Source organism: Corynebacterium yudongzhengii (genome assembly GCF_003065405.1).
GTDB lineage: Bacteria > Actinomycetota > Actinomycetes > Mycobacteriales > Mycobacteriaceae > Corynebacterium > Corynebacterium yudongzhengii.
In genome coordinates, this window is record NZ_CP026947.1 from 192,769 (window position 1) to 219,258 (window position 26,490).

A 26,490-nucleotide genomic window follows, 5' to 3' on the forward strand; every position below is an offset into this window, starting at 1 on the left:
CTCAGGTGATGCGACTAGAAAGGATCGTCATGACCGCGAGGGTCACACCGGAATACCAGCAGGACAGTCGGGTTCCCGAAGACTACCTGCGCTCGCAGTGGGTTACCCGCGCCCACTGCCGCGGAGGGGACCCGGACGTGTTGTTCGTCCGCGGCGCCGAACAGCGTGGCGTGGCCGCCACGGTATGTCGCCGCTGCCCGGTGAAGACCCAGTGTCTGGCCGACGCCCTCGACAACCGCGTCGAGTTTGGCGTCTGGGGCGGGCTCACCGAACGCCAGCGCCGCGCGCTGCTGCGCGCCAACCCTGAAGTCAGGTCCTGGACGCACTTCCTCGCTCACGGCGGCAGCGTCGAAGCGTTGGCGAAATAATCGCTAGAGTGGCCCCATGACGACTTGGGAGTATGCGACCGTACCGCTATTAAGCCACGCGACCACCCAGATCCTCAACACTTGGGGTGAAGATGGCTGGGAGCTGGTCACCGTCACCCCGGGGCCGAACCCGGAGAACTCGATCGCCTTTATGAAGCGGGAGGTTAGTGAATAATGACTGCAACGGAGAATCTGCAGAAGCTCGGCATCGAACTGCCGAAGGTGGTGGCCCCGCTGGCCGCCTACCAGCCGACCACGCGCGTGGGAAACCAGGTGTGGACCTCCGGCCAGCTGCCAATTATCGACGGCTCGCTCGCCGCCACTGGCAAGGTCGGCGCGGAGGTCGCCGAGGACAAGGCTCAGGAGCTCGCCCGCGCCGCCGCGCTCAACGCCCTGGCCGCGATCGACGCTGAGGTGGGCATCGACAACGTCGCCCGCGTGCTCAAGGTCGTCGTTTACGTCGCCTCCGACCCGCAGTTCTACAACCAGCCGGAGGTTGCCAACGGCGCGTCGAACCTGATGGGCGACGTATTCGGCGATAACGGCACCCACGTGCGTTCGGCCGTCGGCACCGCCGTGCTGCCGAAGGATGCGCCGGTGGAGGTTGAGGTCGTCGCCGAGGTCAACGACTAAAGCCTGCTTGTAGTTGGAGGGAATCCACAGGTTAGCGGTAGGCTGGGAGGCATGGAGCACCCCGCTTACAATCAGCTGCGCCCGGTGACGGAGTCCGCGGCCGTCGTTCTTTGTGGTAACCCCAGCTACGCTGCCCTGGAGGGCACCAATTCCTGGATCATCCGCGTCCCCGAAGACGAAATCTCGGTGGTCATCGACCCAGGGCCCGAGGACGAGGGGCACCTCAACATCCTCGCTGCCCAGGGCGAGAAGGTGGCGCTGGTGCTGCTCACCCACCGCCACCACGACCACGCGGATAGTGCCCTGCGCTTCCGCCAGCTCACTGGCGCCCCGGTGCGCGCCTTCGACGAGCGTTACTGCGAGGGCGGGGAGCCGCTTCGCGACGGTGAAATCATCACCTTCGACGAACTCACCCCCCAAATCGAGGTCGTGCACACCCCGGGACACACCCAGGACTCGGCCTCCTTTTTCATTCACTCCGGCGAGCTCGGGGAAGACTCCCTCGAAGGCATCGTTACCGGAGACACCATCGCCGGCCGGCACACGACCATGATCTCCGAGACCGACGGCGACCTGGGGAAGTACCTGGTTTCGCTGGAGATGCTCGAAAAGCGCGGCAAAGACGTCACCCTGCTGCCCGGCCACGGCGCGGAGCTACCCGATGTCTCCGCCATGGCCCGGAAGTACATCGACCGCCGCCACTACCGCCTCGACCAGATCCGCGAGCAGTGGGAGAAGCACGGGCGTGAAGTCACCGTCGACAAGCTTGTCGACGAGATGTACCAGGACGTCGACCCCGTCCTGCGCGGCGCCGCCGAGCAGTCGACCCGGGTGGCGCTGCGCTACCTAGAGGCGGAAGGCGCCTAGGCCGACGGCGTGGCGGTGGGGCGGGCATCGAAAAGCTCGGGCCCGATTTCCTGCATCCGTCGGCGGAAGTCCCAGGCGTAGCCCGGCCACAGGGCGGTGAGCTCGTTGGTGCGCTCGTCGATGTACCATGCGCCGCAGCCGCCGTCGCTGGTCCACACAGTGTTGTCGCTGAGCTCGCTGATGCGCTGGCGCCACTTATCGGCGGCGTCATCGTTGATCTCGAGGCGCTCGACCTTTTCGCGCAGGGCCCAATCGATGAGGCTGGCAACGCTTTCGACCTGCGATTCGATGATATAGATCAGCGAGTTATGCCCCAGACCGGTGTTGCGGGCGTTGACGGCGACCAGGTTCGGGAAGCCCCGCTCGAACATCGTCCAGCCGGGTGTTTCGCCCTCACCCCAGTGCTCGGAGAGGCTGCGACCGTCCTCGCCGAAGACCACGCGGGCGTACTTCGGCTCCGAAACATCAAAACCGGTGCACAGGATGATGACATCCGCCTCTACCTCGTTTCCGGCCGCGGAGATTAACGTGGCGCCTTCGACCCGCTCGAGGGCGGAGTCCTCAAGCTCCACGTTGTCGCGGTTGAACGCGCGGTAGAAGTCCTCGGCGAGCAGGATACGCTTGCAGCCAGGCTCGTAATCAGGGGTGAGCTGGGCGCGGATCTCGGGATCGTCGACAAGCTCATCGCGCAGATCATTCGCCATCTTCAGCGCCATCGCGCGTGCCGACGGAGTCATCCGCATCAGCGGATACATCTGCTCGTTTTCCCAGAACAGGTTGGCGCGCTCTAGGGCGAGTGCCTCCGTGCTGCGCGCGAAGGTGCGCTTTTGGGCGGCGGAATACTCGGTGTCGTGGCGGGGCACCAGATACGCCGGGGTGCGCTGGAAGACCGTGACCTTCTCGGCGACCTTCGCCACCTCGGGCGTGACCTGTATCGCGGAGGCGCCCGTGCCGATCACCGCCACGCGCTTGCCTTCGACAGAGACCGAGTGGTCCCAGGCGGCGGAGTGGAGGACCTCGCCGGGGAAATCCTCGATCCCGGGGATCTCCGGCAGCTTCGGATCCACCAGGTGACCAGAAGCCATGATCAAATACGTGCAGACGTAGTCGCCCTGGTCTGTCTTCACGTGCCATTGGTTGGTGTCCGCGTCCCAGCGCGCGCCGGTTACGTTAGTGGAGGGGCGGTAGTGCTGGTTGAGCTCTTCTTCTTCGGCGACCGTTTCCAGGTAGTCCTGGATCTCCGCGCCCGGGGCAAAACGACGAGACCAGTTCGGGTTTTGCCGAAAGGAAAACGAGTACAGGTGGCTGGGCACATCACACGCCACGCCGGGATACGTGTTATCCCACCAACAGCCGCCGAACTGTGGGTTGCGGTCCAGAATCAGAAAATCGCGGATGCCGCGGCGGCGCAGGTGAACGCCTAAACCGAGACCGGAGAATCCACCTCCGACGACGATCACGCTGGCTTCGCGGGAAGTCGGCTCCGGGGCGGGGCCCCGGGCCTTTTGGTCGGGGAACTCGCTAACGTCTTTGAGCAAGGGGCTGGCCATGGGGTGTTTCCTTTCCTTTAGCTGTTGTTTTAGCTGTTGGTGGCGGGGATTTCGGTGCCGGCGGGGACGGCCTCGGGGTCGTCGAAAAAGATCTCTGCGGCGTGGATGAGCTCAGCAGGCCGCTCGAGCACGACCATGTGCCCGGACTGGAACTCCGTGTAGCGAGAGTTCTCGATGAGCCCGAAAAGCTCCTGCGAGTGATGGCGCGGCACCATGAGGTCGTCTCTGCCTGCCACGATCAAGGTGGGGGCGGTAATGGAGCCGGCTTCTTCAGTGGTATCGATCCGGGCGTTGAGCTCCATCTGCTGGCGCACGAACTCGTTGATCTCGATGGCCTGGAAGCAGGCTCAATGACCTCCGGGTCCTGCCGACGCACGAAGCCCGGCGAGAACGCGCATAGCGCCATGAACTCCTTCAGCGCCGCGGAGTCTTCCTGATAGAGAGTCCGCCAAAGGCCATTGCGGAGTTTCTGGTGGTTATCGGTGCTTGCCCAGCCGCAGACCAAGATCAGTGCTCCCACGCGTTCGGGGTAGCGGGCCGCGAGGGCCTGGGCGACGACAGCACCGAGCGAAAAGCCTATGACGTCGACCTTTTCCTCACCGACAGTGGCGTCGAGAACGGCGAGCTGCTGATCGACGAGCTCATCGAGCTCAAGCGAATCAGCGCCGGGGAAGGCCCAGTCGCTGGCGATGACGCGGGTGTTCGTCGCCAACATCGGGAAGATCTGCCCGTAGTGGCCTTGGGCCGTGCCCGAGGTCCCGTGAATCAGAAGCACGGGACGACGGCCTTCCTGGGCAGCTCCCCGGTCGAAGTACGTAATCTGCTGGTCTTTGTAGTTGAGTCTCTGGGCCTCGAACGGTTCTGCGCCTGCCATGGATGCGGATCCTCCCTCTGTGTCACTGTTGCTCGGTTGGGTACATGCTAACAGTTTCAATGTTATCCGCATCACGTTTCGTGAAATTTATTTAAACATTGTTGACTTTTATTGCGGTTGGGTTTGAGGTTTGGGGTTTTGGGGTGTCCGCGGGGGATTTGGGTAACTGCCGACGTTAAGTCTCGTTTCGGCCCGGAATTCGTGGGATCGTCGGTAGTTAGTTGAATTTTGGGCCTGTTTCGGCCGGATCCACCCTGTTTTTTAAGTAACTACCGACGATAAGCCTCATTTCGGCCCGGAATCCGCCGGATCGTCGGTAGTTAGTTAAATCCTGGGCCCGTTTCGGCCTCAAACCCCCAAGGTATTTAAGTAACTACCGACGATAACCCGATTTTCGGTCCCGCAACCCCCAAGATCGTCGGTAGTTACTTAAATCCAGCTCCCAAGAACTAACCCCAACCACCCCAAAACAACACCGCGGCGCCAGCCCCCAGATCATTCCAGGGCCAGCGCCGCGGCTCCGTTCAAACGGCAAGCGTCAAACAGCAAGCGTCAAATCGGCAAAACCAACCGATCAGCCACCCACCTACCGGGCGCGTTTGGCCAGGTGCTCGGTGTCGACGATGACCACCGACTTGCCTTCCAGGCGGATCCAGCCGCGGTGAGCGAAGGTGGCGAGTGCCTTGTTGACGGTCTCGCGCGAGGCGCCGACGAGCTGGGCGATCTCTTCCTGGGTGAGGTCGTGGTTGACGCGCAGCGCGCCGCCTTCCTGCGTGCCGAAGCGGTTGGCCAGGCGCAGCAGGGTCTTGGCGACGCGGCCGGGCACGTCGGTGAAGATGAGATCGGCGAGTGCGTCGTTGGTGCGGCGCAGGCGGCGGGCTAAGACGCGCAGGAGCTGCTGGGAGATCGACGGGTGGTTCGAGATCCAGCGGCTGAGCAGCTCCGAGTTCATGGTGGCGGCCTGCACTTCAGTCACGCAGATCGCGGAGGAGGTGCGCGGGCCCGGGTCGAAGATGGACAGTTCGCCGAACATGTCGGACGGGCCCATGACGCTGAGCAGGTTCTCGCGGCCGTCGGTGGCGTGGCGGGCGAGCTTCACCTTGCCGGAGGTGATGATGTAGAGGCGGTCGCCCGGTTCACCTTCGTCGAAAATCGTGGTTCCGCGGGGGAATCGGACAGATTCCAGGTCCTTGATGAGGCTGTTGACCGCTGCAGGGTCGACACCCTGGAAGATGCCCGCGCGGGCGAGAATCTCTTGCACGCTTTCCATGATTAACTCCTAAATGTGGACCGTGTGATACGGGTCGACGTCGACGGCGGCCCAGGCGGGGCGAGCGCGACGGTTTTAATAATAGGTGAGATTCCTCTCCGTCGTGGATTTTGTCACTCAATTCCTGGGGCGAGGTTCTTGTCACACTAATGGTGACAATCTTAACAAAGGTACCACCATCCGCGCATGTCGAGCGGGGAAATCAGGGGAGTTCGTCGGGCTCCTCAGACTTCGCAGCGGTGTGAGCGGTGTCCTTCGCTTCCGTATGGTCGCTGCGGCGATGCAGGGCGGTGGACTCGAGGGTCTCCATCCAGATCGTGAACAGAGCCAGCGCCAGCGGGGCGACGAGAACGAGAAGGACGATCATGCGGCCAATTCTAGCGGGTGCGAAAGCTACAATCGTTGGCATGGCCACTCAACCCTCTTCGCCTGGATCTCTGACCCCGATGCGCCGCCCCCGCGTGGGCACCCACCGGGCGGCGAAGGGCAAGGAGACCTCACTGGGGACGACGCGCCGGGCCCGGCGCATCAACCGCACCCTCGCGGTGGCGTACCCGGACGCGCACGCCGAGCTCGACTTTCACAACGCCCTCGAGCTGCTCATCGCCACGGTGCTGTCCGCGCAGACCACGGATCAAAGGGTCAACCAGGTCACGCCGAGGTTGTTTTCTAAGTATCCGACGCCGGAGGACTACGCCCACGCTAACCGCGCGGAGATGGAGGAGATCCTGCGGCCCGTCGGCTTCTACCGGGCGAAAGCGGGACACCTCATCGGCATCGGGGAGGCGCTCGTGGAGCGCTTCGACTCCGAGGTGCCGGTAGGTATCGACGATCTCGTCAGCCTCCCGGGCGTGGGCCGCAAGACCGCGCATGTGGTCCGCGGGAACGTTTTCGGCAAGCCTGGGTTGACCGTCGATACGCACTTTCAGCGCCTGGTGCGCCGCTGGGGGCTGATCGCCCCGGAGATCGCGAAGGATCCGGTGAAGATCGAAAAGGCGATTGGTGAGCGCATCGAGAAGAAGGAATGGACGATGTTTTCGCATCGCACCATCTGGCACGGCCGCCGCGTCTGCCACGCCCGCCGCCCGGCCTGCGGCGCCTGCTTCCTCGCCGCCGACTGCCCCGCCTATGGCCAGGACGGCCCAACGGAACCGGAGGCCGCCGCGAAGCTCATTACCAGCGACGACCGCGCGCACCTCCTCGCGATGGCGGGGTGGAGCGAGTGAGCCGCAGTGCCGTGGTGATCTCCGTGATCGTGGGGATCGTCGTGACCATCGCCGTCGCCGTAGGCGCGGTTATGCTCATCGGCGACACCGAGGGTGCCGACGACGAGGCCGCCGCCACCGACGAGGCCACCCAAGCCGTGCCGGGTGGGGGCGTCGTCAAGCGGCCGCAGTGCCCGTCGACCGGCGTCGGTGGTATTGAGCTCGACTGCCTCGGCGCCGAGACCGGCCCTGAGCCGAACGATGAGGGGGTGAGCGTCGTCAACATCTGGGCGTGGTGGTGTGCGCCGTGTCGCGAGGAGTTGCCGCACATCGAGGCCTTCGCGGAGCAAAACCCGGAGTACACGGTCGTCGGCGTGCATGCCGATCAGGCCGCCGGCAGGGGAGCGGCGCTGCTCAACGAGCTCGACGTCGATCTGCCCAGCTACCAGGACGATGACAACACCTTCGCCGGCGCGCTGGGCCTGCCCGGGGTCATCCCCATCACCGTGGTCTTCGTCGACGGAGAGCAGATCGACTACTTCCCGACGCCTTTCGCTAGCGTCGAAGAGATAGAACGTGCCGTCGACAACGCTCTTGCCGAGGTGTGACACCCCATGGATAACGCCGCCCCCGCCCCCGACGCGCCCGGGTATAACACCACCTTGCGGCCGGCTCGCTCGCCGCGGTGGATGCGTCCGCTGATCCAGAGCATGACCCCGGGCACGCGCCGGGTGCGCGGGGTGCTCGGCAATGATCCCCGCGCCCCGCAGCGGGCGGTGCGCACGCAGGCGGCGGTGCTCGTGCTCATCAGCGGCGCCCGCGAGGCCGAAGAGCTGCCGGAAGACGCCGGCGTCGTGCTCACCCACCGTTCGCCGAGGATGCGTTCGCACGCAGGGCAGATGGCGTTCCCAGGCGGCAAGGTAGACCCGCAGGACGACGGCGTCGTCGACTGCGCGTTGCGCGAAGCCTGGGAGGAAGTCGGCTTGGATCGGCGCAGTGTTACCCCGCTGGCGCGCATGGGCTCGCTGCATGTGCGCTCGAATAGGAACCCCGTGCACCCAGTGATCGCCTACTGGGACGAGCCCGCCGAGCTGTATCCCACCTCGCCGGAGGAAACCGACGACGTCTTCGTCGCCCCGGTGCGCGAGCTTGTCGATCCCTCCTGTCGCATCACCGTGGCCTGGAAGAACTACCGCGGCCCGGCGTTTCGGGTGCGTGACTACCTCGTGTGGGGCTTTACCGCCGGGGTGCTCGACGCCGTCTTGGAGGTCGCCGGCTGGGCCCGCGAGTGGGATCAAGAGCGCACCGTGGACCTCTACGAGGAACTCGGGGCCTCGCGGAATCAGGAATCTGGGCGCTGAAGGGTAAGCTTTTGCGCACTAGTTCTTCCGAAAACCGTTAGGAACCTTTCCGTGACAGCCGCACTCGTCGTCGATGTCTTGCTCGTCATCGTCGGACTCATCGCTTTGGTCAGCGGCTGGCGGCAAGGCGCGGTCGGCTCGGTGCTTTCGGCGATCGGTATCGTCGCGGGCCTGATCATCGGCGTGGCGCTGGCCCCGCTGGTCGGCGGGCTGGTGGAGTCTTCGGCGCTGCGTTTCCTGTTGGCCCTGGCGGTGATCGTGCTGATCGTGAGCCTCGGCAACTTGGTGGGCGGGATGCTCGGCGCGGGCATCCGCAATCAGATGCGGCGCTCGTCGGCACACCTGCTGGATTCGGCGGTCGGTGCGCTCTTCCAGTTCGTCGCGGTGCTCGTGGTGGTGTGGATGGTCTCCGTGCCACTGGCCGCGGGTTTAGGCCCGCCGGCCAGCGACGGGGTGCGCAACTCCAAGGTCCTGCGCACCATCGACTCGCTGACCCCGGACTCTTTGGCGCAGCTGCCGGCCCGGCTGGCCGCGGTTCTCGACGACTCTGGCCTGCCTCCGCTGGTCTCCCCGTTTTTGGATACCCGCGAAGACGTCGAAGCCCCCAGCCAGAACGTCGCCGGCCCGCAGCTCGTCGAGGCCTTACGCCCCTCGATCATCCACGTCATGGGCGCCGCCGAGATCTGCGACCGCAGGCTCATGGGCTCCGGCTTCGTCACCGCACCGGACTATGTGATAACTAACGCCCACGTCGTCGCCGGCACCCAGTCCGTGCGCCTCGATACGGTGTTGGGGGTGAAGGAGGCGGACGTCGTCTACTTCAACCCGAACGTGGACATCGCGGTGCTGCACAGCCCCGGGCTGGGGCTCGAGCCGCTGGTGTGGGCACAGCAGCCGGCGAGCACCGGCGATGACGCCTTAGTCCTCGGGCACCCGGGCTCCGGGCCTTTCGAGGCCGCCCCCGCCCGCATCGCCGATCGGATCACCATCTCCGGCTCGGACATCTACGCCAACGGGCGCGTGGAGCGCGAGGCCTATGCCGTGCGCGGCTCCATCCGCGAGGGCAACTCCGGCGGCCCGCTGGTCAACCGGAACGGCGAGGTGCTCGGCGTGGTCTTCGGCGCCAGCCGCGAAAACAGCAGCACCGGATTCGCGGTGACCGCCCGCGAGGTGCAGCGCCAGGTCGGAGAGGTGACGCAGCATACGCAGCCCGTCGATACGCAAGCGTGCGTGGGTGCCTAAGCCTTCCCCAGGAAACTAGCCACCGCCTCGACGAACGCCTCCGGGGCCTCGATGTGCGGCAGGTTCTTCGCCCCCGGCAGCGAGGTCGCGGTCAGCATCGTGCCGGGCGCGACACGCTCGCGCGTGCGATCGATCAGCCGCGCCCACAGCGACTGCGGGGCGTGGAGAATAAGCGTCGGCGCGCAGACCTTCACCTTCTGATGCTTCAGCGACAGCGGTGCCATGAGCACGCGGGCGGTGTGCACGATGGCCGTTGGCACGCGGTCGATCCGGCCGGCCTTCGCGCGCAGTGTTTGCATCTCTTGAAAGGCCTCGGTGCGGTGGAAGCGCGCGGAGGTGTTCAGGGCGCCGAAATGGCGGATCTCGCGCTCAATGAGCCCGAAAGCGCGGGTGAGCGCCGTCGCCGGGAGGTGGAACAAGAGGTGGCGCTGCAGCATCCACAAGAAATCCCAGGGCCGGGCGGCGACGGCACGGCGCAAATCCACGGGGTGCGCGCTCGAGATCGACACCAGGTGATCGACGCGCGCCGGGTGCGTGGTCGCCAGGATCCAGGCGAGCGTGCCGCCGGTATCCGCGCCGATGACGCTGGCCTTCTCGTAGCCGAGCGCCGGGATCAGGCCCGCGAGGTCGCTGACGAGGCTGCGGGCGGAAAAGCCCGACTGGTAGGGAGGTTTATCGGAAAGCCCGTAGCCGCGCGGATCGACCGCGGCGACCCGAAAACCTCGCGCGGCGAGCGGGGCGATGACCTGCGCGTAGTCATACCAGCCGCCGAAGGCGTCGGGGAGGAGCAGCACCAGCGGAGCGCCGGGGGCGCCGGCGATGGCCACGTGGAGGCGTAGGCCACGGGCGTGGACGTAGGCGTGGTCGAAGGGGCCGTCGAGCTCGACGACATCCGGCCGGGGGCGGCTTCGCGCCAAGGTGGGCTCCCTCCCGTCGATAAGCATGTGAAAACCCCGCTGCCGAGGTCTTCTTTCGCGGCGGGCGGGGTCTCTCTCTGAGATGGAGGCGGGGCCTTAGCGGCTCGGGTTCGGCACGGGGCCGGTGGCGGCGGTGGAGCCGTCCTGGGCGCGCGCCTGGAAATCCAGGCTGCCCGAGGTGTAGAGGCCCTTGCCGGAGCCGCTGCGGGCCTTCCGGTTGGACTCGTTCGGGATGATCTCCTTGTTCTTCGCGAATTGTTCCTGCGTGCGCTTCGGCGCCTGCATCTTCTTGAAGCGCTGGAAGCCGACCAGGCCGAGGATGGCGGCGAGGACGATCATCACCAGGAAAACGATGAGGAAGGCAGCCCAGCGGTGCAGCCAGACCGACAGCAGCTCAGCGAGGAAGAAGAAAAAGAAGAACGAGCTGTACAGGGCGATGACACCGGCGGCGACGAACAGGGCGCTGCCGATCGCGGCCTTCTTGGCCTCGCCCACGATCTCGGTCTTGGCGAGCTCAATCTCACCGCGCACGAGGCTGGACATCTGGGAGGTGGCATTGGAGACGAGATCGCCGATGGACGTCTCGCCGGGTTTGGTGGAGTCGACGTCGGAAAGCGGGATCGAGTTCACTTCACCGGAGTAACGCTCCGAGCCGTCCGTGAAGAGTCCGTTCTTGTTCCCGGGGGTGCTCACGTGTATTACCTGCCTCGCATCGAATAAAAGTGTCGTGGGTAAGTCTAGGCCGTGGGTAGATTCACCGCCATACCGGTTACATCTAACAGTCCACCACTGTAACGCCAATTTCCCTTTAATGTTGACAGAAACGCATAACCGCGCCGGGGAAAGGCCCCGATAGTCTAGAGGCCATGAAAAGCACAGGCCCGAAAGACCCGCTGGCCGCCCTGCGCGATCGGGGTGCGATCGACGAGCTGGCGCGGAAGGCGCGCGAGCGCATCAACGCGGTGCATCGCCGCCCGCCGGTTCTGCGCAAAGGCGAGATCATCCGGGGCGAATCGGCGCTGCGCGGGGCCCGGTTGTCGGTGCTTATCGACGGCCACGCCGAACGCCACGCCGTCGCCGATACAGAAGCGGTGGCTGCGGATACGCCGCTAGGACACGCGGTCTCGGTGTACTCGCTGCTGGCCTCGCCGGTTATCGATGCGACGGTGGCGACCTTCCTGCGCGCCCCTGCCCAGGCGCTCGCCCGCCTGGATGTGCTGGCGGGAGGAGAGGGGGTGCCGTTAAGCGCAGAGGGTGCGCGGCGTATCCAGACGCTCAAGGCGGTGATCACCTCACCGGCTGCCGACCCGGTGCTGCTGCCGGCGATCGTGCACGGGGAGATCGCCGCGCATGCGATTTTTGGGGAGCGCAGCGGCGTGGTGGCGCGGGCGGCGAGCCGGATTGCGGCGGTGGCCTCGGGTCTCGACGCCGCCGGCCTCGCCGTCCCGGAGATCCGCCACCACCGGCACGTTCGGGAATATCGGGAGGCGGTGGCCGGATTCGGGCGTGCCGACGGCGTCGTTGCTGCCGTCGAGGTCTTCTTGCGGGGCTGGGTCGATGGGGCGGAGGAGGGCGCGTCGATCGTCACCGCCGCCTAGGAGGCGTTGGGGCGGTTGCGCTGGGCGAACCAGATGCCGCCGGCGGTGACGGCCGCGAGGCCGGCGAGTACTCCGGCGCCGATGGAGATCTCGCGGGCGTTCGGCAGCTGCAGCAGCGGCACCGGGTCGCGGAAGGAGCGGATCTCCCAGCCGTTTTCCAGCGCGGTCTTCTTCATCTGCCGGTCCGGGTTCACCGCCACCGGGTTGCCCACGAGCTCCAGCATGGGGATATCGGTGGCGGAATCGGAGTAGGCGAAGCTTGCCGACATGTCATATCCGCGCTCCTGGGCCAGCTTCTTCATCGCCTCGGCCTTCGCCCCGCCTTTGAGGTAGGTCAGGATCTCGCCGGTGAACTTCCCGTCGACCACCTCGAGTTCGGTGGCGACGATGTCGTGCACCCCGAGCTCCTCGCCGATTAAGGAGACCAGCTGGGAGGCGGAGGCCGAGATGATGATGACGTCCCGGCCCGCGGCGCGGTGATAGCGGATGAGCTCGCGGGCCTCGGCGTAGATGGTGGGGGTGACCACGGTGTGCAGCGCCTCGCGGGCGATGCGCACGACCTCGTCGACCTCCCAGCCGGTGACCAGTTCGGCCATCTGGTCGCGGGTGCTATCCATCTGCTCGCTGGACAGGCCAGACATCATGAAGCTCGCCTTCGCCAGCGAGATCTGTAGCGCCTCGGAGTGGCTGATGAGCCCGTTGTGCATGAACTGCTTGCCAAAGGCGAACGCCGAGTTAGTGGCGATAATGGTTTTATCCAGGTCAAAAAACGCCGCCTGCCGCGTCTGCGGGGCAGGTAAGGCGTGGTGCGAAGACCTGGAAGAATCGCTCATGATGGCTCAATTCTAAGTGCTGCGGAGGCCGTTTCCCACCCTAAGGCGATACGCCTTGAGTGTGACGGATGTGACCAAAGAGTACCAGTGGGACTATCGCTTGGCAGGGCTTGAACGTTACGTGGCATGAGGGGTTGGCATGGGAAAGTCTTTGGTGTAACATCAGACGCGCAAGGTCCCTTACGAGGTTGACCTGCCCCGGCTCGCCCCCCGAGGCCGGGTAGACGGCCCGCGCACCCCCCGAAGCGCGGGCCGTCACTCTTTTCTGGGTTGGTAGCAAGCATTTCTGAGCGGCAGCGAGGCGCGGCGGTCTCCTGGGGTTCCAACTATCCACAGGAAACTGTTGACGCGTCCGCCAATTTCGGGGTTATCCACAGCTTCTCGACGCCGCCGCCCACCACGCGCCGCAATCCGCGATTCTTAGGCCATGACCGCCCACATGATGAATCGCGACAAGGACCGCGCCCGCGACGGCGATGCCTTCATCCTCGTCGCCGTCACCGATCCCGTCCTGCACCCAGAGGCCGTCCACGTCGCCGCCGCCACCACTCGCCCGGTCATTGACCTGGGCGAAGCAGATGACAGCGGCATGCGCCGCCATGCCCACCGCGCCGCCGCAGTGCTCGTGGATGCGACGACGGCAGATGCGCTCGTCGGCACGCGGCTTCCCGGCAAGGTGTTCTTTCTGCACACCGAAAGCTCCGACATCCCCTGGCCGAAGGCGCTCGCCTGCCACGCGGAACAAGCGTTCATCCTGCCTGCCCAGGCCCCGGACATCCTCGAGGCGCTCGCCGATCTGCCCGTCGCCACCACAGCCGCGACGCGTGGAGGAGGCAGTGCGATAAGCGTCGCGTTTACCGGCAGCTGCGGGGGAGCGGGCACCTCCACCACGGCGGCGCTCACTGCCCGGCAGGCCGCCCGGCGCGGACATACGGTCACGCTTATCGACGCCGACCCGCACTCCGGCGGACTCGACCTCCTTTTAGGCATCGAAGATGTGCCCGGCGCCCGCTGGCCGGATCTCATGCTCACTGACACCGGAGGCATCGATGCGGATGACCTGCGCTCGGCGCTGCCACACACGTCCGACGGCATCGGGGTGCTCTCCGCGGCGCGCAGCACGGTCGATGACCCTTTCGTTCTCGAAGACAAGCAGGTCACCCGCATCGTCGACGTCTTAAGCACCGGTGGGCTGACGCTTCTGGACCTGCCGCGCAGCCACGCGGGAAACCTGGGCGATCTCACCGTGGTGATTGTGCCCGCCGAGATCCGCCCGGCCGCCGCGGGACGAGCGCTGGTGCAGCGCCTGCGTGCTCGTCAAGCGGAGCACGTCATCTTGACCCGCCACCGAGGCTGGTCCGGCCTGGAAGACGAGGAATTAGCGCGGGTGCTCGGCCACCGCCCGAGCGCTGCGCTGCCCCATATCGCCTCGCTGGCGCGGCGGGCAGAAACCGAAGGGCTGCCCACCAAGGTGCCGGCCGGTCTGCGGGCGGCGACCGAGGCCGTCCTCGAGCACGCGGGGGTGGGATAAATGAGCGAGATCATGGACAAGATCCGCCAGCGGGTTATCGACGATCCCACGCTGCTGGACGCCGACGCCGCCACCCTCGCGCGCGTTGTGCGCGAAGAGGCCGGGGTCATCACGGACCTCGACGTGCTCGACACCCTGCGCAGGCTGCGCGACGACACCACCGGCGCCGGCCCTCTCGAAGCCCTCCTCCAGATCGACGGGGTAACCGACATCTGCGTCAACGGGCCCGAGCAGGTGTTTATCGACCGTGGCCACGGACTCGAACACGCCAGTCTCACCTTCAGCGGCGACGAGGAAGTCCGCCGCCTCGCCTCCCGGCTGGCAGGCGCGTGCGGCCGGCGTCTCGACGACGCCAGCCCCTTCGTCGACGGCCGCATCAACCGCCCCGACGGCACCAGCATCCGCCTGCACGCAGCGCTCAGCCCGCCGGCCCGCACGCACACGCTGATTTCCCTGCGCGTGCTGCGCCAGGCGCGCACCAGCCTCGACGATCTGGTCGAGGCTGAGACTCTGCCGCACGACATCGCTTCCTTCCTGCGTGAGATGATCGCCGCCCGATTGTCTTTCCTCGTCGTCGGCGGCACCGGCACCGGCAAGACGACGCTGCTTGCAGCGTTGCTATCCGAGGTCCCCGCTAGCGAACGCCTCGTGGTCATCGAGGACACCGCGGAACTCGATCCCCGCCACCCACACGTCGTGGGCCTGACCACCCGCGCCGCGAACACCGAGGGTGCTGGCACCATCACCATGTCCGATCTCTTGGTCCAGGCGCTGCGCATGCGCCCGGATCGGTTGATCGTCGGAGAGATCCGCGGCGCCGAGGTCGTCGACCTCCTCGCCGCGCTCAACACCGGCCACGACGGCGGCGCCGGCACCCTGCACGCCAATATCGCCGGCGAGATACCCGCCCGCATGGAGGCCCTCGCCGCTCTCGGCGGCCTCGATCGGGTTGCTTTGCACTCGCAGCTCGCCGCCGCGGTCGACTGCGCATTAGTCATGCGCCGTGGCCCCGACGGGCGCCGGCGCCTCGACGAGATCGCCGCGCTCGGAGGCAACCCCGTGACCGCCACCACCGTGTGGTCGCACGGGCACCCCCTCAGCGAGAGTGCGCGCCGGCTGGTGGAAAGGAGCACGCCATGACTATGACCTGGTCTCTTCTGAGCCTGGCCGCAGCCTGCTGGATCTATGGGGCCCACCCCGCCGGGAGGATCGCGCCGAACGATACCGACGATGCTGATATGCACGCAGAGAAGTCCGTGCGCATCACGCGGCTTTTGCCCGTGATCGGCGTTGCCTCCTTGATCGGTTTTCTCCTCTTAGGCGAGATCAGCACGATCATCAGCGTGGTCATCGCCACCGCCACCGCCGGGTATCTGCTCGACAACCTGCGGCGCTCACGCCGCGACAAGGAGATCGACAACGCCACGCAGACAGTGCTGGGACACGACGTCGCCGACATTCGCGCCGGGGCTCTCATCGGGCCTGCGTTCGCCCGCGCGGCCGGGGAACTGCCCGCGTCTGCCCCGGCGGAGGTCACCGACGCGCTGGCCGCAGTGGTCACGCACACCCGCCGCGGCGGCACCGGCTACGATGTCCTCGACAGACAAGCAGCCCTTCGCCCTCTGGCGCGGCTGTGGAAACTCAGCGACACCCATGGCATCCCCGTCGCGACGCTGCTCGAACAGGCCAAAGACCGCCTCCAGCGCCGCCAGGCCCACCGCAGCTCCACCGCCGCCAGCCTCCAGGGCCCGCAGGCGACCGCCGGCATCCTGGCGTGCCTGCCGGTCGTCGGAATCTTGATGGGCATGAGCATGGGCGCCGATCCCCTCGGCCTGCTGCTCGGGGGAGGCCTGGGTGGCATCCTGCTGGTCAGCGGCACCACGCTCATCGCTGGCGGGGTGCTGATCTCCCGCTGGATCATCGAAAGGGCCAGCGCATGATCGCCCCGCTTGTGTTAGTGCTGCTCGCCGGAGCACTCGCAGTCACCGGCGTTTCCCCGGATTACCGCCTGCGCCCCGGCGAGGGCAGCGTGAAGACCCCGCGCGCCGGCCCGGAAGAACCCGACGAGCTCGAATTCGCCGATGACGTCGAACTCTTCGCGCTCTGCCTCCAGGCAGGACTCCCGATCGACGAGGCCACCCGCGCCGTCGCCGACGTCGCCGGGGTCACCACCACCGGCCACTGGGGCCGCATCGGCCCGATCCTCGCCGTCGGGGTCCCGCCAGCACGAGCGTTTTCCGAACTCGACACCGTCTCCGGCTTCGACGAGCTCGCCCGCCTCATCCGCCGCTCCGCCGACTCCGGCGCCGCCATCGCCGGCGGCTGCCGGGAACTCGCCGCCCAGCTGCGTTCCGGGGCCACCGACCGGGCCGTCGCCCGCGCCGAACGCGCCGGAGTGCTCATCTCTTTGCCCCTGACCGGTTGCTTCCTACCGGCCTTCATCGTCCTCGGCCTCGTGCCGGTGGTCATCAGCCTCGGAAGCGACCTTCTACCCACCTAAACCACACTCACCCACGAGGAGAATCTCATGCATCTGCTCACCCGTATCCAGGTTCTCACCAGCAACGACCGCGGAATGTCCACCATCGAATACGCCATGGGCTCCCTGGCGGCAGCAGCGCTCGCCGCCGTGCTCTACCTCGTCATCAACGGCGACGGCGTGGTCGACGCCATGGAATCCATCATCACCGACGCCCTGTCCAACACCCCGAGCTAACCCACCCCACGAGAAGAAAGGAGGTTTATTGATGCGCATCGACGATCGCGGCAGCGTCTCGATCGAGGCTGCCCTCGCGCTATCGAGCCTGGTCATCGTGGCTGCCGCGATCATCGGCGCGCTGGCCACCATGGGTGCCCACCTCGCCGCCATCCACGCGGCCTCAGCCGGCGCCCGGGCCTATGCCATCGGCACCGACTACGCACCCGCCCGCGGCCACATCGAGGTCACCACCGGCACCGATACCGTCACCGTCACGGCCACCGTACCCGCGGTCTTCGGGGACATGACCGCCACCGCCGTCGCACCCCTAGAAGGCCACTGATGCCACGAGTGCTTATCGACGAGAAAGGCAACGCTACCGTCGCCACCGCCGGAATCATCTCCGCCCTGTGCGCACTGCTGCTCGCGCTCGGAGGGGCCGCCAAACTACTCGTCGACGAGCGCCAAGCCCAGCTCGCCGCCGATATGGCCGCCGTCGCCGGGGCCTATGCCCACGTCACCGGCGAAAACGCCTGCGCAGTGGCCGAGGACTTCGCGAGGCATAACCATGCGCAGCTATCGGCCTGCGAGATCGTCGAGGAGGTGGGAGACGTCCTCGTGACCGCCACAGTCGGGATGCGCGAGGCGCAGGCCCGCGCCGGGCCGCTGTGAGATCCGTGGCCGCGGCCACAAACCTTCCGGTATTTTGCTGCACGCGTACGTGTGGAAAATCACTGTCTAAGATTCCTATGCTTATTGCCACGATCCCCGCCGAGGTCGTGTTCTGGGTGTGTCTCATACTCGGTTGCGTGGTCCGTTACCTGCTGAAAGCGCCCCGGGTAGGCCTGGCGCTGCTGGCGGCCACCCCGCTGATCGATCTGGTCTTGCTCGTCTTCTTCTACATGACACTCCACGAAAACGGGCAGGCGCAGTTCATGCACGGCTTCGCCGCGTTCTACATCTCGTTCTCCGTGGTCTTCGGCTGGGACATCATCCGCACCATCGACCGCTGGTTCGCCCGGCGCACCGGGCGTGAGGTCCCACCGCCCGCGGAGACCGACTCGAAGGTGCAGCTGCGTAAGTGCATCCTGGCCAGCGGCATCACCGCGGTGCTCTTGGCCATCGGCATCGCGGTGGCCGGCGGGGAAGGGGCGTTCTGGTTGATCTACTGGCTTATCGCCGTGCTGTTCACCCCGCTGATGTGGTGGGGAATCGAAAAGTACCGTGAGCGCAAGAAGAACTGATCAGGTCTCTTTCCCGGAGGTCATCGAGACTAAAGCCCCCAAGAGCTTCAGCGCGGCCTGCTTATCCAGCGGGTTGTTGCCGTTGCCGCACTTCGGTGACTGCACGCACCCCGGGCATCCGGACTCGCAGGAACACGAGCGCACCGTCTCCCACGTGGCCTCGATCCACTCGGGGAAGCGGCGGAAGCCCTCTTCGGCGAAGCCGGCGCCGCCGGGGTGGCCGTCGTAGACGAACACCGTCGGCAGGTTGGTATCCGCGTGCAGCGCGGTGGAGACCCCACCGATGTCCCAGCGATCGCAGGTCGCGATCAGCGGCAGCAGCCCGATCGCGGCGTGTTCCGCAGCGTGCAGCGCGCCGGGCAGCTCGCCGGCGCTAATGCCGGCGGCCTGAACGACGAGGGGATCGAGGGTGTAGGCCACCGCCCGGGTACGCAGGGTCTGCGCCGGCAGGTCGAGGGGCACGTGCTCGCCCACGCTGCCGTCCGGGAAGCGCACGATATAGCCGACCACCTGCTCAGTGACCTCCACCTCGCAGTCAGCGACCCACAAACCCGGCGTGTAGTTGATGAGCTTGTCAGCGCTCGGCTCCTCGACGAGGTGGATGTCGGTCACCGATCGTGCGCTCGTGGTGTACTCCGGTGCCTCTGGGATGGCGAGGGCGAGGTAGTCGTCGAGAAGCAACTCCTCAATGACATAGCTCTGCCCTTGGTGGAGGTAGACCGCGCCGGTGTGCACCTGGCTGGCGGCGCGCGCCGCCTCCACCGTGCCGAGCAGGCGCCCGTCGGTGGAATCGACGATCATGACCTCCTCGCCGCTGCCGCCGCGCAGCGCCACCTGCTGGTGGGCGGTTTCGGGGGTGGGCAGGTCGTCGTCAAGCGCCGGCCGGGGTGCGGCGAACCAGCCCCGGGAGCGGCGGCGCAGCAGGCCTTGCGCGGTGAGCTCTTCGACGACGCGGTGCGCCGACAACGCCTCGACGTCGCGCTTAGTCAGCGGCGCCTCCACGGCCGCGCAGTAGACGTGCGCGGGCAGGATGTAGGGGTTTTCGGGGTTGAACACGCTCTGCTCCACCGGCGAGCCCAGCAGGGCCTCGGGGTGGTGGATGAGATACATGTCCATGGGGTCATCCCGCGCGGCGAGCACCACGAGCGACGCCTGCCCGCGCCGACCGGCCCGGCCGGCCTGCTGTCGGAAACTGGCCACGGTGCCGGGAAAGCCGGCGGTGATCACCGCGTCGAGGCCGCCGACGTCGATGCCCAGCTCCAAGGCGTTGGTGGTGGCGACGCCGAGGAGGCGGCCGTCGTCCAGCATCTGCTCCAGCTGACGACGATCCTCCGCCAGATACCCCGCCCGATACGCCGCGATGCGCGGGCTGAAGTCGCTGCGCCCCATCGAGCCGAGCTCCTCCTGGGTGCGCAGGGCGACGATCTCCGCGCCGCGCCGGGAACGCACGAAGGTCAACGTGCGCGCGCCCGCGGCGACGGTGACGGCCATCAGCCCGGCGGCCTCGGTGGTGGCGGCGCGCCGCACCGGGGCGCCGTTTTCGCCCTCGGCGCCGGGGATGAAGCCCGGTTCCCACAAGGCGACGGTGCGGGTGCCGGTGGGGGCGCCGTCGTCGGTAATGGCTTCGACCTCAAGGCCGGTCAGCCGCCGGGCATGGGCTGCCGGGTCGGCGGAGGTGGCCGAGGCGAGGATGACGGTCGGGCGCGCCCCGTAGCGCGCGGCGATGCGTAGCAGCCGACGGATCACGAGCGCCACATTCGCTCCGAACACCCCGCGGTAGGTGTGGCATTCGTCGATGACGATAAAGCGCAGGTGGCGCAGCAGCCGCGCCCAGTGCGCATGCGCGCCGAGGAGGGAGACGTGCAGCATGTCCGGGTTGGTGAAGATGTAGCGCGAAGACTCCCGGATGCCGCGGCGGGACTCGGTGGGGGTATCGCCGTCATAGGGCGCTGGGTGGGCCGAGGCCAGCTCCGCGATACCGCGCAGGAGCTCTTCGGTGGCGAGCAGCTGATCCGAGCCCAACGCCTTCGTCGGGGTGAGATAGATCGCGGTGGCGGTGGGATCCTTTGCCAGCGTTGTGAGCACCGGCAGCTGATAGCCCAGCGACTTGCCCGACGACGTGCCCGTGGCCACCACCACGTGGCGACCCTCGTACGCGGCCTCGGCGCACGCGGCCTGGTGAGAATAGAGGCGGGTGATGCCGGAATCGGCAAGCTTATCGACGAACCACCCCGGCACCCACTGTGGGAACTCACGATAGGTGGCCGGGCGGGCGGGGATGGTCTCACAGTGTGTGAGTGTGGCTTCGGGGAAGCGTTGGCCGGCGGCGTCGAGAAGCTCGGTGGCGAACTGGGCGCCCGGCGAAACCCAAGACACGTACTTCACCCCCAGGGGTAGTCCGAACGGTAGTTTTCCAGCGATTTTAGTCACTGAGCGAGCCAAAACCGCGCTTCCGTGAGACACTGGCAACGGTCGTGGATTTTCAGTGCGCAGTTCTACAAGGTGCTCGCAAAAGAAAGATACGCGGGCACCAGGTTTCCTCGAAACGGAGGGGGCTTGGTGGTTCGACTCCCGACCCGCCTCGCACAGCGTGAGGCGACCAGTCCCAAACCATTCGAGAACAGATAGGTAGACATACCATGGCAAAAGGTACCGTGAAGTGGTTCAACGCCGAAAAGGGCTTCGGCTTCATCGCCCCCGAAGACGGCTCCGCTGACGTCTTCGTCCACTACTCCGAGATCCAGGGCTCCGGCTTCCGCACCCTCGAAGAAGACCAGCAGGTCGAATTCGAAATCGGCGAAGGCACCAAGGGCCCGCAGGCGCAGCAGGTGCGCGCGCTCTAAACACTGTGTGTGGTGGTGGCGCCGCAGGTCGAGGACAGCGTTCTCGGTCTGCGGCGTTTGGTGTTTGTGGTTGGTTCTGGGGGTTTGTTGGGGTTCTGGGTGTTCTACGTGTATAACGCGGTAGCGCTGGTCGAAAGCAGGGCTATCGAAAGGAGTGTTCCTTTCGACCGCGCGGGACTCGTTTAGGGGTGACTCCTTTCGGCCAGGCGTGCGGGAACGTGTAAAAACGTGCGAAAGCGATACCGCTGCATGGCTGATGGGGTGTCTGTCTCCGGGGAACGTTGCTGAGTGGTCCAAAGCGAGGCCGGGGTGAGCGTGTTGACATGAAGCGCTATCGCTGGTCGAAAGCAGGGCTATAGAAAGGAGTGCTCCTTTCGACCGCGCGGGACTCGTTTAGGGGCGACCCCTTTCGACCAGGCGAACGAAAGCGAACGAAAGCGATGCCGCTGCATGGCCCCAACCGGCCCCTAACTCTCCACAACCGCAACTGCAACCACACAACCCCTAAGCCGAGGAGGTCGCGCGCCGCTCGGCACGCCACTCGATGACGCTGTTTTGTATCTTCTGGATCACGACGCCGATGAGCGTGCCGGCCACCACGCCGAAGAGGACACCAATGAGCGGTGCGCCCTCGAAGAGCAGGCCGCCGAAGTAGCTGACACTGACGATGGCTCCGGCCCAGATCGCCACGCCGATGGTGTCGTAGATGAAGAACAGCAGCCAGTTGTAGCGCACGGACCCGAGCAGCAGGGTGAGCGTGAAGCGGGCATAGGGCACGAAGCGGGCGATGATGATCGTCGCCCCGCCGTAGTGCTTCATCATTCGGCGCACCCAGCCGATGGCCTTGCCCGGCTTCGATTTGGGGTTTAAGTTGGCCACCTTGTTCTGGAACTTGCGGCCTACGATGTAGCAGGTGTTGTCTCCCGCCATGCCCCCGATTAGGGCTGCAAAGAAGACATGCCACGGGTTGATCTGGCCCGTCGCTCCCGCCCAGGACGCACCCACGCTGAGGACGGGTTCGGAGGGGATGACGGGGATGGTGGCGTCGAGAAACGCCATGATGGTGACCAGTGGAAGGAAGATGGGCAGCGTGACAATGGCTTCGATCCACTGGGTGATCTGGTCAGCCACGTCTGATGGTCCTTTCCTGGCTCGGGTGTAGGAGACCTATTAAATACTGTGTATCGTCGCGAAGTGATTAGTGCCTGCGCTAAAGTCTGGCGTTAACGAAAATGCGTGAATGTGAATGATCATAAGTGATCAGTAGGAAGGAAGCGGCCCTACCGTGACGGATGATACCGGCGACCAGGGTAAGACCCTGGTCATCGTCGAGTCGGCGACGAAGGCGAAGAAGATCCAGAAGTATCTGGGTGATAACTACATCGTCGAGGCCTCGGTCGGCCACATCCGTGATCTGCCCCGCGGAGCCGCGGACGTGCCCGCGAAGTACAAGAAGGAACCGTGGGCGCGCTTAGGCGTCGACACCGAGCATGAGTTCAAGCCGCTGTATGTCGTCAGCCAGGACAAAAAGAAGAAGGTCACGGAGCTTAAGCGCCTGCTCAAAGAGGTCGATCAGCTGTATCTCGCCACTGACCCTGACCGCGAGGGCGAAGCTATCGCCTGGCATCTGCTCGAGGTGCTGAAGCCGAAGGTGCCGGTACGTCGCATGGTGTTCAACGAGATCACCGAGTCCGCCATTCGTGAAGCCGCCCAGCAGACCCGCGACATCGACCAGGATTTGGTGGATGCGCAGGAGACTCGCCGCATCCTCGATCGCCTCTACGGCTACGAGGTCTCCCCGGTGTTGTGGAAGAAGGTCATGCCGCGGCTGTCGGCCGGGCGCGTGCAGTCGGTGGCCACGCGAGTGATCGTCGAGCGCGAGCGCGAGCGCATGGCGTTCGTCTCTGCCGACTACTGGGATCTCACCGCTGAGCTCGACACCGGCAACGAGCAGGCGGATCAGGACAATCCGCGCACCTTCGAGGCGCGCCTGACGGGTGTCGACGGGCAGCGGGTCGCCCAGGGCCGTGACTTCAACGATGACGGTCAGCTGAAGAATACGAAGGATGAGCTGACGGTCGTCGATAAGCAGCTTGCCGAATCCTTGGCCGCCGGGCTGAAGGGGGCGACAATGACTGTCGCCTCCGTCGAGGAGAAGCCGTACTCGCGTAAACCCCAGGCGCCGTTTATGACCTCGACGCTGCAGCAGGAGGCCGGCCGGCGGTTGCACTTCACCTCCGAGCGCACGATGCGTATCGCGCAGCGGCTGTATGAAAACGGCCACATCACGTATATGCGTACCGACTCGACCTCGCTCTCCGACGAGGGCATGCGCGCCGCCCGGGCACAGGCGAAGGAGCTCTACGGCGATCAGTACGTGGCGGATAAGCCGCGTCGCTACGACCGCAAGGTGAAAAACTCCCAGGAAGCCCACGAGGCGGTCCGCCCGGCCGGCTCGAACTTCCCGACGCCCGGTCAGCTCAGCAGCCAGCTCGACGCCGAGGAGTTCAAGCTCTACGAACTCATCTGGGCGCGCACCGTCGCCTCCCAGATGGCGGACGCCAAGGGCACGTCGATGAAGGTGACCATCACCGGCACCTCCCAGGGTGCCGACGGCGCACGCGCCACCGAATTCTCCGCCACCGGGCGCACCATCACCTTCCCCGGCTTCCTGCGCGCACTGAGCTCGAACACCGACAAGTCCGAGTCCTCGCACCTGCCCCGGCTGGCCGAAAACGACCAGCTCGCGGCCTTAAAGATCACCGCCGACGGGCACTCCACCAACCCGCCGGCGCGCTACACCGAGGCCTCCCTGGTCAAGAAGATGGAAGACCTAGGCATTGGCCGTCCGTCGACGTACGCGTCGATCATCAAGACCATCCAGGACCGCGGGTATGTCTACCCGCGCGGCAACGCGCTCGTGCCCAGCTGGGTGGCGTTTGCCGTGATCGGGCTTTTGGAAGACAGCTTTACCTCGCTCGTCGACTACGAGTTCACCTCCTCTATGGAAGACCAGCTCGACGCCATCGCCGCCGGCTCCGAGGACCGCACCGACTGGCTCACCGGCTTCTACTACGGCGACGCGGACGCCAGCGATGAGATGAGCGAGGCGATCGCGAAGCTGGGCGGGTTGAAGTCGCTTATCGACGTCAACCTCGAGTCCATCGACGCCCGGAAGGTCAACTCCCTGGTCATGTTCCAGGACGAAAAGGGCCGCGACGTGGTCGTGCGCGTCGGGCGCTACGGGCCGTACATCGAGCGGGTGGTGGGCACCAACGCCGACGGAGAGCCGGAGTACCAGCGCGCCAACCTCCCGGAGGCCACCACCCCGGACGAGCTGACCCTCGAGGTCGCCGAGAAACTCTTCGCCACCCCGCAGGGCGGCCGCGAGCTGGGTGAGAACCCGGCGAACGGGCGCATGATCGTCGCCAAGGAAGGCCGCTTCGGGCCGTATGTCACCGAGCAAGTGCGTGACGACGAGCGCGAAAAAGCCGAAGCCGAAGCCGAGCAGATCGTCGCCGAGGAGCGCGCCGCCGAGGACGCCCAGCGCGCCGAGGAAGGCAAGCGCAAGAAGAACTGGGACACCAAGACCGCCGCGAAGCAGAAGGACAAGCGGATCAACGAGTACGTCACCGACAAGCTCAAGCCCGCCACCGCCTCACTGTTTCAGTCCATGGAGACCGGCACGGTGACTCTCGACGAGGCGTTGCAGCTGCTCAGCCTGCCGCGCGAAGTCGGCGAAGACCCCTCCGACGGCGAAATGATCACCGCCCAGAACGGCCGCTACGGCCCTTATCTGAAGAAGGGCAAGGACTCGCGCTCGCTGTCGAGCGAGGAGCAGATCTTCACGATCACCCTCGACGAAGCCCGCCGCATCTACGCCGAGCCGAAGCGCCGCGGACGCAGCGCAGCCAAGCCGCCGCTGAAACTGCTGGGCGATAACGACGTCTCCGGCAAGCCCATGAGCGTCAAAGACGGCCGCTTCGGCCCGTATGTCACCGACGGCGAAACCAACGCCTCGCTGCGCCGCGGCGATACTCCGGATACCATCACGGACCAGCGGGCCAACGAGCTGCTGTCCGAGCGCCGAGCGAAGCAGGCCGCCGACGGCGGCAAGCCTGCGAAGAAGACGTCTAAGAAGTCCTCTAAGAAGTCTTCTAAGAAAACTTCTAAGAAAACAGCGAAGAAGCCGGCGCGGACCACGAAGAACGTGGTCAAGGCCGGATCCCGAAGGAGGAAGTAGCCCATGCCGAAGGAACTCGGAACCGATACGCTCGATGCCTTCGTCGACCGCACCCACGACGGGCTCGAGGCCCTGCTCGCCGCGCTGAAGAAGTCCACGAGCGAGCCGGAGCGCGGCGCGTTTCTCATCGCCCACGACGTCGCCTTCGCCGCGCGCGTCTTCGGCTGGCAGCGCCTGCTCGCCGTGGCGGAGCCGACGGCTTTGCCCCTGCTCAGCGGTGCGATTCTCCGCAGCCACCGCCCGATGGTGCAGAAGACCGCCGTCACCGGCGGGGTCATCGCCGGGATGATTTCACAGCTCCAGCGCAGCGCCCACCCGGATCGCGCCGGTGCGCCCGCGATTCTGGCCGCGATCGCTCAGTACGGCGCCTACGGCTACGCCATCAAAGACGCCTTCCGCGCCCGCGTGCGGCCAGCCGGCCTGGGGACGCGGCTGGGCATCGTGGCGGCCGGCGTCGGCCTGGCGGCGTGGAAGAACCCCAAGGTCGCGCTGGCGAGCGGGCTCGGCGGGGTGGCGGCGGCCATCACGACGGAGTTTGCCGACGATCCCCGCATCCGCCAAGGCAACACCCCCGCCAAGGGCGTCGGCCACGGCGCGAACCTCCTGTTCGCCTCGGAAGCGGCGACGCTGCTGCGCGCCACGGTGAGCCGGGGCAGCCGCGGCTTCGGCGCCCGCACGCTCGGCGCGGTGGCTTTTAGCCTTAACGCGCTGGGGCAGATGCTGGTGGTTGACGGTATCGCGCGTTCGCGCTACTGACGTCTCGGTGGGCCTAGCGTCGCGGGGTGGTTTGGGAAAACCAGCAGTCTTGCTCGTATGCGGCGCTAGCGCTGGTCGAAATCAGCCTTATAGAAAGGGCTCCTCCTTTCGACCTCGTGGGACTCCTTTCGGAGCGACTCCTTTCGACCGGGCGTTATCGCACTATGAGGGCTGGCGCTGCGGATGGCGCGGAGGGCGGATGGGTTAAACGAGGCGGATGGGGTGAGCCGACCGCGAGATTTTCTAGCGGTGGCCGCCGGGTACGCATGCCGCGCTAACGCTGGTCGAATTCACCCTTATAGAAAGGAGTCCTGCTTTCGACCTCGTGGGACTCCTTTCGGAGCGACTCCTTTCGGTGAAGCGCAAACGCTCCATGCTCTTCTAGGGCGGTTACGGCACCCCAGCGCCACCCCAGCGCCCGCAAACCAGCAAACCAGCAAACCGGCAAACCCCACCT

The 26,490-nt window shown here is 66.0% G+C and carries 30 protein-coding genes; 20 read left to right on the forward strand and 10 right to left on the reverse strand.

Annotation, left to right across the window (positions count from 1 at the left end; all coding sequences use genetic code 11):
- Positions 1–29: 29 nt before the first annotated feature.
- Genes C3B44_RS00920 through C3B44_RS00935 form a run of 4 tightly spaced genes read left to right on the forward strand, consistent with a single transcriptional unit; the run spans position 30 to position 1,868 of the window.
- Entirely contained in the window at positions 30–368 is a 339-nt protein-coding gene (locus C3B44_RS00920) for a WhiB family transcriptional regulator (protein ID WP_108430702.1), read from the forward strand.
- Positions 369–384: 16 nt separating this feature from the next.
- Positions 385–543 (forward strand): Sp36 family protein, encoded by a 159-nt coding sequence (sp36, locus tag C3B44_RS00925; RefSeq protein WP_108430703.1) that lies wholly within the window; start codon positions 385–387, stop codon positions 541–543.
- Positions 543–1,001 carry a RidA family protein gene (locus C3B44_RS00930; RefSeq protein WP_108430704.1) on the forward strand — a complete coding sequence of 153 codons (459 nt, stop codon included), beginning with the start codon at positions 543–545 and terminating at the stop codon, positions 999–1,001. Before sp36 ends, C3B44_RS00930 begins: the two co-directional genes overlap by 1 nt.
- Positions 1,002–1,052: 51 nt before the next feature.
- Positions 1,053–1,868, forward strand: a complete 816-nt coding sequence (locus C3B44_RS00935) for an MBL fold metallo-hydrolase (protein ID WP_108430705.1) — start codon at positions 1,053–1,055, stop codon at positions 1,866–1,868.
- On the opposite strand, the gene C3B44_RS00940 is transcribed toward C3B44_RS00935, so the two are convergent.
- The 5 genes from C3B44_RS00940 to C3B44_RS11580 form a co-directional block, all read right to left on the reverse strand.
- Complete coding sequence (locus C3B44_RS00940; RefSeq protein ID WP_108430706.1) at positions 1,865–3,418, reverse strand: flavin-containing monooxygenase; 1,554 nt, start codon at positions 3,416–3,418, stop codon at positions 1,865–1,867. The two genes, C3B44_RS00935 and C3B44_RS00940, sit on opposite strands and share 4 nt — an antisense overlap.
- A gap of 29 nt (positions 3,419–3,447) precedes the next feature.
- Positions 3,448–3,654, reverse strand: coding sequence for an alpha/beta fold hydrolase (locus C3B44_RS00945; RefSeq protein ID WP_158268666.1), 207 nt, complete (start codon positions 3,652–3,654; stop codon positions 3,448–3,450).
- 2 nt (positions 3,655–3,656) lie between these two features.
- Positions 3,657–4,292, reverse strand: a complete 636-nt coding sequence (locus C3B44_RS00950) for an alpha/beta fold hydrolase (RefSeq protein ID WP_158268665.1) — start codon at positions 4,290–4,292, stop codon at positions 3,657–3,659.
- Positions 4,293–4,878: 586 nt separating this feature from the next.
- On the reverse strand, positions 4,879–5,562 hold the full coding sequence (gene glxR, locus C3B44_RS00955; protein ID WP_108430709.1) for a CRP-like cAMP-activated global transcriptional regulator GlxR: 684 nt from the start codon (positions 5,560–5,562) through the stop codon (positions 4,879–4,881).
- A 202-nt stretch (positions 5,563–5,764) separates the two neighbouring features.
- Positions 5,765–5,929: a hypothetical protein gene (locus C3B44_RS11580; protein WP_158268664.1), complete on the reverse strand. Its 165-nt coding sequence runs from the start codon at positions 5,927–5,929 to the stop codon at positions 5,765–5,767.
- A 40-nt stretch (positions 5,930–5,969) separates the two neighbouring features.
- On the opposite strand from C3B44_RS11580, the gene nth reads away from it, so the two are divergent.
- From nth to C3B44_RS00975, 4 genes are read left to right on the forward strand one after another with little or no spacing between them, the layout of a single operon-like run.
- Positions 5,970–6,788, forward strand: coding sequence for an endonuclease III (gene nth, locus C3B44_RS00960; protein ID WP_108430710.1), 819 nt, complete (start codon positions 5,970–5,972; stop codon positions 6,786–6,788).
- A complete protein-coding gene (locus C3B44_RS00965) occupies positions 6,785–7,375 on the forward strand; it encodes a TlpA family protein disulfide reductase (protein ID WP_235840482.1) in 591 nt (196 codons plus the stop codon). The genes nth and C3B44_RS00965 overlap by 4 nt, the downstream gene beginning before the upstream one ends.
- A gap of 6 nt (positions 7,376–7,381) precedes the next feature.
- Complete coding sequence (locus C3B44_RS00970; RefSeq protein WP_108430711.1) at positions 7,382–8,128, forward strand: NUDIX hydrolase; 747 nt, start codon at positions 7,382–7,384, stop codon at positions 8,126–8,128.
- 51 nt (positions 8,129–8,179) lie between these two features.
- On the forward strand, positions 8,180–9,370 hold the full coding sequence (locus tag C3B44_RS00975) for a MarP family serine protease (RefSeq protein ID WP_108430712.1): 1,191 nt from the start codon (positions 8,180–8,182) through the stop codon (positions 9,368–9,370).
- On the opposite strand, the gene C3B44_RS00980 is transcribed toward C3B44_RS00975, so the two are convergent.
- Positions 9,367–10,287 (reverse strand): alpha/beta fold hydrolase, encoded by a 921-nt coding sequence (locus C3B44_RS00980; protein ID WP_235840481.1) that lies wholly within the window; start codon positions 10,285–10,287, stop codon positions 9,367–9,369. The genes C3B44_RS00975 and C3B44_RS00980 overlap by 4 nt on opposite strands.
- 96 nt (positions 10,288–10,383) lie before the next feature.
- Positions 10,384–10,980: a phage holin family protein gene (locus C3B44_RS00985; RefSeq protein WP_108430714.1), complete on the reverse strand. Its 597-nt coding sequence runs from the start codon at positions 10,978–10,980 to the stop codon at positions 10,384–10,386.
- A 173-nt stretch (positions 10,981–11,153) separates the two neighbouring features.
- Here C3B44_RS00985 and C3B44_RS00990 point away from each other — a divergent pair, with 173 nt between their 5' ends.
- Positions 11,154–11,885 carry a hypothetical protein gene (locus C3B44_RS00990; protein WP_108430715.1) on the forward strand — a complete coding sequence of 244 codons (732 nt, stop codon included), beginning with the start codon at positions 11,154–11,156 and terminating at the stop codon, positions 11,883–11,885.
- Here C3B44_RS00990 and C3B44_RS00995 read toward each other — a convergent pair.
- On the reverse strand, positions 11,882–12,718 hold the full coding sequence (locus C3B44_RS00995) for an HAD family hydrolase (protein ID WP_108430716.1): 837 nt from the start codon (positions 12,716–12,718) through the stop codon (positions 11,882–11,884). The genes C3B44_RS00990 and C3B44_RS00995 overlap by 4 nt on opposite strands.
- Before the next feature lie 427 nt (positions 12,719–13,145).
- Here C3B44_RS00995 and ssd point away from each other — a divergent pair, with 427 nt between their 5' ends.
- The 8 genes from ssd (at position 13,146) to C3B44_RS01040 (ending at position 18,191) form a co-directional block, all read left to right on the forward strand.
- Entirely contained in the window at positions 13,146–14,249 is a 1,104-nt protein-coding gene (gene ssd / locus C3B44_RS01005; protein ID WP_108430718.1) for a septum site-determining protein Ssd, read from the forward strand.
- Positions 14,250–15,389 carry a TadA family conjugal transfer-associated ATPase gene (locus C3B44_RS01010; RefSeq protein ID WP_108430719.1) on the forward strand — a complete coding sequence of 380 codons (1,140 nt, stop codon included), beginning with the start codon at positions 14,250–14,252 and terminating at the stop codon, positions 15,387–15,389.
- Positions 15,386–16,189: a type II secretion system F family protein gene (locus tag C3B44_RS01015; RefSeq protein ID WP_108430720.1), complete on the forward strand. Its 804-nt coding sequence runs from the start codon at positions 15,386–15,388 to the stop codon at positions 16,187–16,189. The genes C3B44_RS01010 and C3B44_RS01015 overlap by 4 nt, the downstream gene beginning before the upstream one ends.
- Positions 16,186–16,749 carry a type II secretion system F family protein gene (locus C3B44_RS01020; RefSeq protein ID WP_108430721.1) on the forward strand — a complete coding sequence of 188 codons (564 nt, stop codon included), beginning with the start codon at positions 16,186–16,188 and terminating at the stop codon, positions 16,747–16,749. Before C3B44_RS01015 ends, C3B44_RS01020 begins: the two co-directional genes overlap by 4 nt.
- Before the next feature lie 27 nt (positions 16,750–16,776).
- Positions 16,777–16,965: a DUF4244 domain-containing protein gene (locus C3B44_RS01025; protein ID WP_108430722.1), complete on the forward strand. Its 189-nt coding sequence runs from the start codon at positions 16,777–16,779 to the stop codon at positions 16,963–16,965.
- 31 nt (positions 16,966–16,996) lie between these two features.
- Positions 16,997–17,290: a hypothetical protein gene (locus C3B44_RS01030; protein ID WP_108430723.1), complete on the forward strand. Its 294-nt coding sequence runs from the start codon at positions 16,997–16,999 to the stop codon at positions 17,288–17,290.
- Positions 17,290–17,619 (forward strand): Rv3654c family TadE-like protein, encoded by a 330-nt coding sequence (locus C3B44_RS01035; protein WP_108430724.1) that lies wholly within the window; start codon positions 17,290–17,292, stop codon positions 17,617–17,619. The genes C3B44_RS01030 and C3B44_RS01035 overlap by 1 nt, the downstream gene beginning before the upstream one ends.
- Before the next feature lie 77 nt (positions 17,620–17,696).
- Complete coding sequence (locus C3B44_RS01040; protein ID WP_108430725.1) at positions 17,697–18,191, forward strand: hypothetical protein; 495 nt, start codon at positions 17,697–17,699, stop codon at positions 18,189–18,191.
- Here the strand turns inward: C3B44_RS01040 and C3B44_RS01045 are convergent, their stop codons facing one another.
- Complete coding sequence (locus C3B44_RS01045; RefSeq protein ID WP_108432506.1) at positions 18,192–20,567, reverse strand: DEAD/DEAH box helicase; 2,376 nt, start codon at positions 20,565–20,567, stop codon at positions 18,192–18,194.
- A gap of 263 nt (positions 20,568–20,830) precedes the next feature.
- Here C3B44_RS01045 and C3B44_RS01050 point away from each other — a divergent pair, with 263 nt between their 5' ends.
- Positions 20,831–21,034 carry a cold-shock protein gene (locus C3B44_RS01050; protein WP_108430726.1) on the forward strand — a complete coding sequence of 68 codons (204 nt, stop codon included), beginning with the start codon at positions 20,831–20,833 and terminating at the stop codon, positions 21,032–21,034.
- A 504-nt stretch (positions 21,035–21,538) separates the two neighbouring features.
- Here the strand turns inward: C3B44_RS01050 and C3B44_RS01055 are convergent.
- Positions 21,539–22,165, reverse strand: coding sequence for a DedA family protein (locus C3B44_RS01055; RefSeq protein ID WP_108430727.1), 627 nt, complete (start codon positions 22,163–22,165; stop codon positions 21,539–21,541).
- Between the two features lie 154 nt (positions 22,166–22,319).
- On the opposite strand from C3B44_RS01055, the gene topA reads away from it, so the two are divergent.
- Both topA and C3B44_RS01065 read left to right on the forward strand, forming a co-directional pair.
- Positions 22,320–25,277, forward strand: a complete 2,958-nt coding sequence (gene topA / locus C3B44_RS01060; RefSeq protein ID WP_108430728.1) for a type I DNA topoisomerase — start codon at positions 22,320–22,322, stop codon at positions 25,275–25,277.
- Between the two features lie 3 nt (positions 25,278–25,280).
- A complete protein-coding gene (locus C3B44_RS01065) occupies positions 25,281–26,033 on the forward strand; it encodes a hypothetical protein (protein ID WP_108430729.1) in 753 nt (250 codons plus the stop codon).
- Positions 26,034–26,490: the final 457 nt, after the last annotated feature.

Bases quoted from the DNA above. Each gene is read 5' to 3' on its own strand.
- C3B44_RS00920 (WP_108430702.1), top strand. From the start codon at position 30: ATGACCGCGAGGGTCACACCGGAATACCAGCAGGACAGTCGGGTTCCC.
- sp36 (WP_108430703.1), top strand. From the start codon at position 385: ATGACGACTTGGGAGTATGCGACCGTACCGCTATTAAGCCACGCGACC.
- C3B44_RS00930 (WP_108430704.1), top strand. From the start codon at position 543: ATGACTGCAACGGAGAATCTGCAGAAGCTCGGCATCGAACTGCCGAAG.
- C3B44_RS00935 (WP_108430705.1), top strand. From the start codon at position 1,053: ATGGAGCACCCCGCTTACAATCAGCTGCGCCCGGTGACGGAGTCCGCG.
- C3B44_RS00940 (WP_108430706.1), bottom strand. From the start codon at position 3,418: ATGGCCAGCCCCTTGCTCAAAGACGTTAGCGAGTTCCCCGACCAAAAG.
- C3B44_RS00950 (WP_158268665.1), bottom strand. From the start codon at position 4,292: ATGGCAGGCGCAGAACCGTTCGAGGCCCAGAGACTCAACTACAAAGAC.
- glxR (WP_108430709.1), bottom strand. From the start codon at position 5,562: ATGGAAAGCGTGCAAGAGATTCTCGCCCGCGCGGGCATCTTCCAGGGT.
- C3B44_RS11580 (WP_158268664.1), bottom strand. From the start codon at position 5,929: ATGATCGTCCTTCTCGTTCTCGTCGCCCCGCTGGCGCTGGCTCTGTTC.
- nth (WP_108430710.1), top strand. From the start codon at position 5,970: ATGGCCACTCAACCCTCTTCGCCTGGATCTCTGACCCCGATGCGCCGC.
- C3B44_RS00970 (WP_108430711.1), top strand. From the start codon at position 7,382: ATGGATAACGCCGCCCCCGCCCCCGACGCGCCCGGGTATAACACCACC.
- C3B44_RS00990 (WP_108430715.1), top strand. From the start codon at position 11,154: ATGAAAAGCACAGGCCCGAAAGACCCGCTGGCCGCCCTGCGCGATCGG.
- C3B44_RS00995 (WP_108430716.1), bottom strand. From the start codon at position 12,718: ATGAGCGATTCTTCCAGGTCTTCGCACCACGCCTTACCTGCCCCGCAG.
- ssd (WP_108430718.1), top strand. From the start codon at position 13,146: ATGACCGCCCACATGATGAATCGCGACAAGGACCGCGCCCGCGACGGC.
- C3B44_RS01010 (WP_108430719.1), top strand. From the start codon at position 14,250: ATGAGCGAGATCATGGACAAGATCCGCCAGCGGGTTATCGACGATCCC.
- C3B44_RS01015 (WP_108430720.1), top strand. From the start codon at position 15,386: ATGACTATGACCTGGTCTCTTCTGAGCCTGGCCGCAGCCTGCTGGATC.
- C3B44_RS01020 (WP_108430721.1), top strand. From the start codon at position 16,186: ATGATCGCCCCGCTTGTGTTAGTGCTGCTCGCCGGAGCACTCGCAGTC.
- C3B44_RS01025 (WP_108430722.1), top strand. From the start codon at position 16,777: ATGCATCTGCTCACCCGTATCCAGGTTCTCACCAGCAACGACCGCGGA.
- C3B44_RS01030 (WP_108430723.1), top strand. From the start codon at position 16,997: ATGCGCATCGACGATCGCGGCAGCGTCTCGATCGAGGCTGCCCTCGCG.
- C3B44_RS01035 (WP_108430724.1), top strand. From the start codon at position 17,290: ATGCCACGAGTGCTTATCGACGAGAAAGGCAACGCTACCGTCGCCACC.
- C3B44_RS01040 (WP_108430725.1), top strand. From the start codon at position 17,697: ATGCTTATTGCCACGATCCCCGCCGAGGTCGTGTTCTGGGTGTGTCTC.
- C3B44_RS01050 (WP_108430726.1), top strand. From the start codon at position 20,831: ATGGCAAAAGGTACCGTGAAGTGGTTCAACGCCGAAAAGGGCTTCGGC.
- C3B44_RS01065 (WP_108430729.1), top strand. From the start codon at position 25,281: ATGCCGAAGGAACTCGGAACCGATACGCTCGATGCCTTCGTCGACCGC.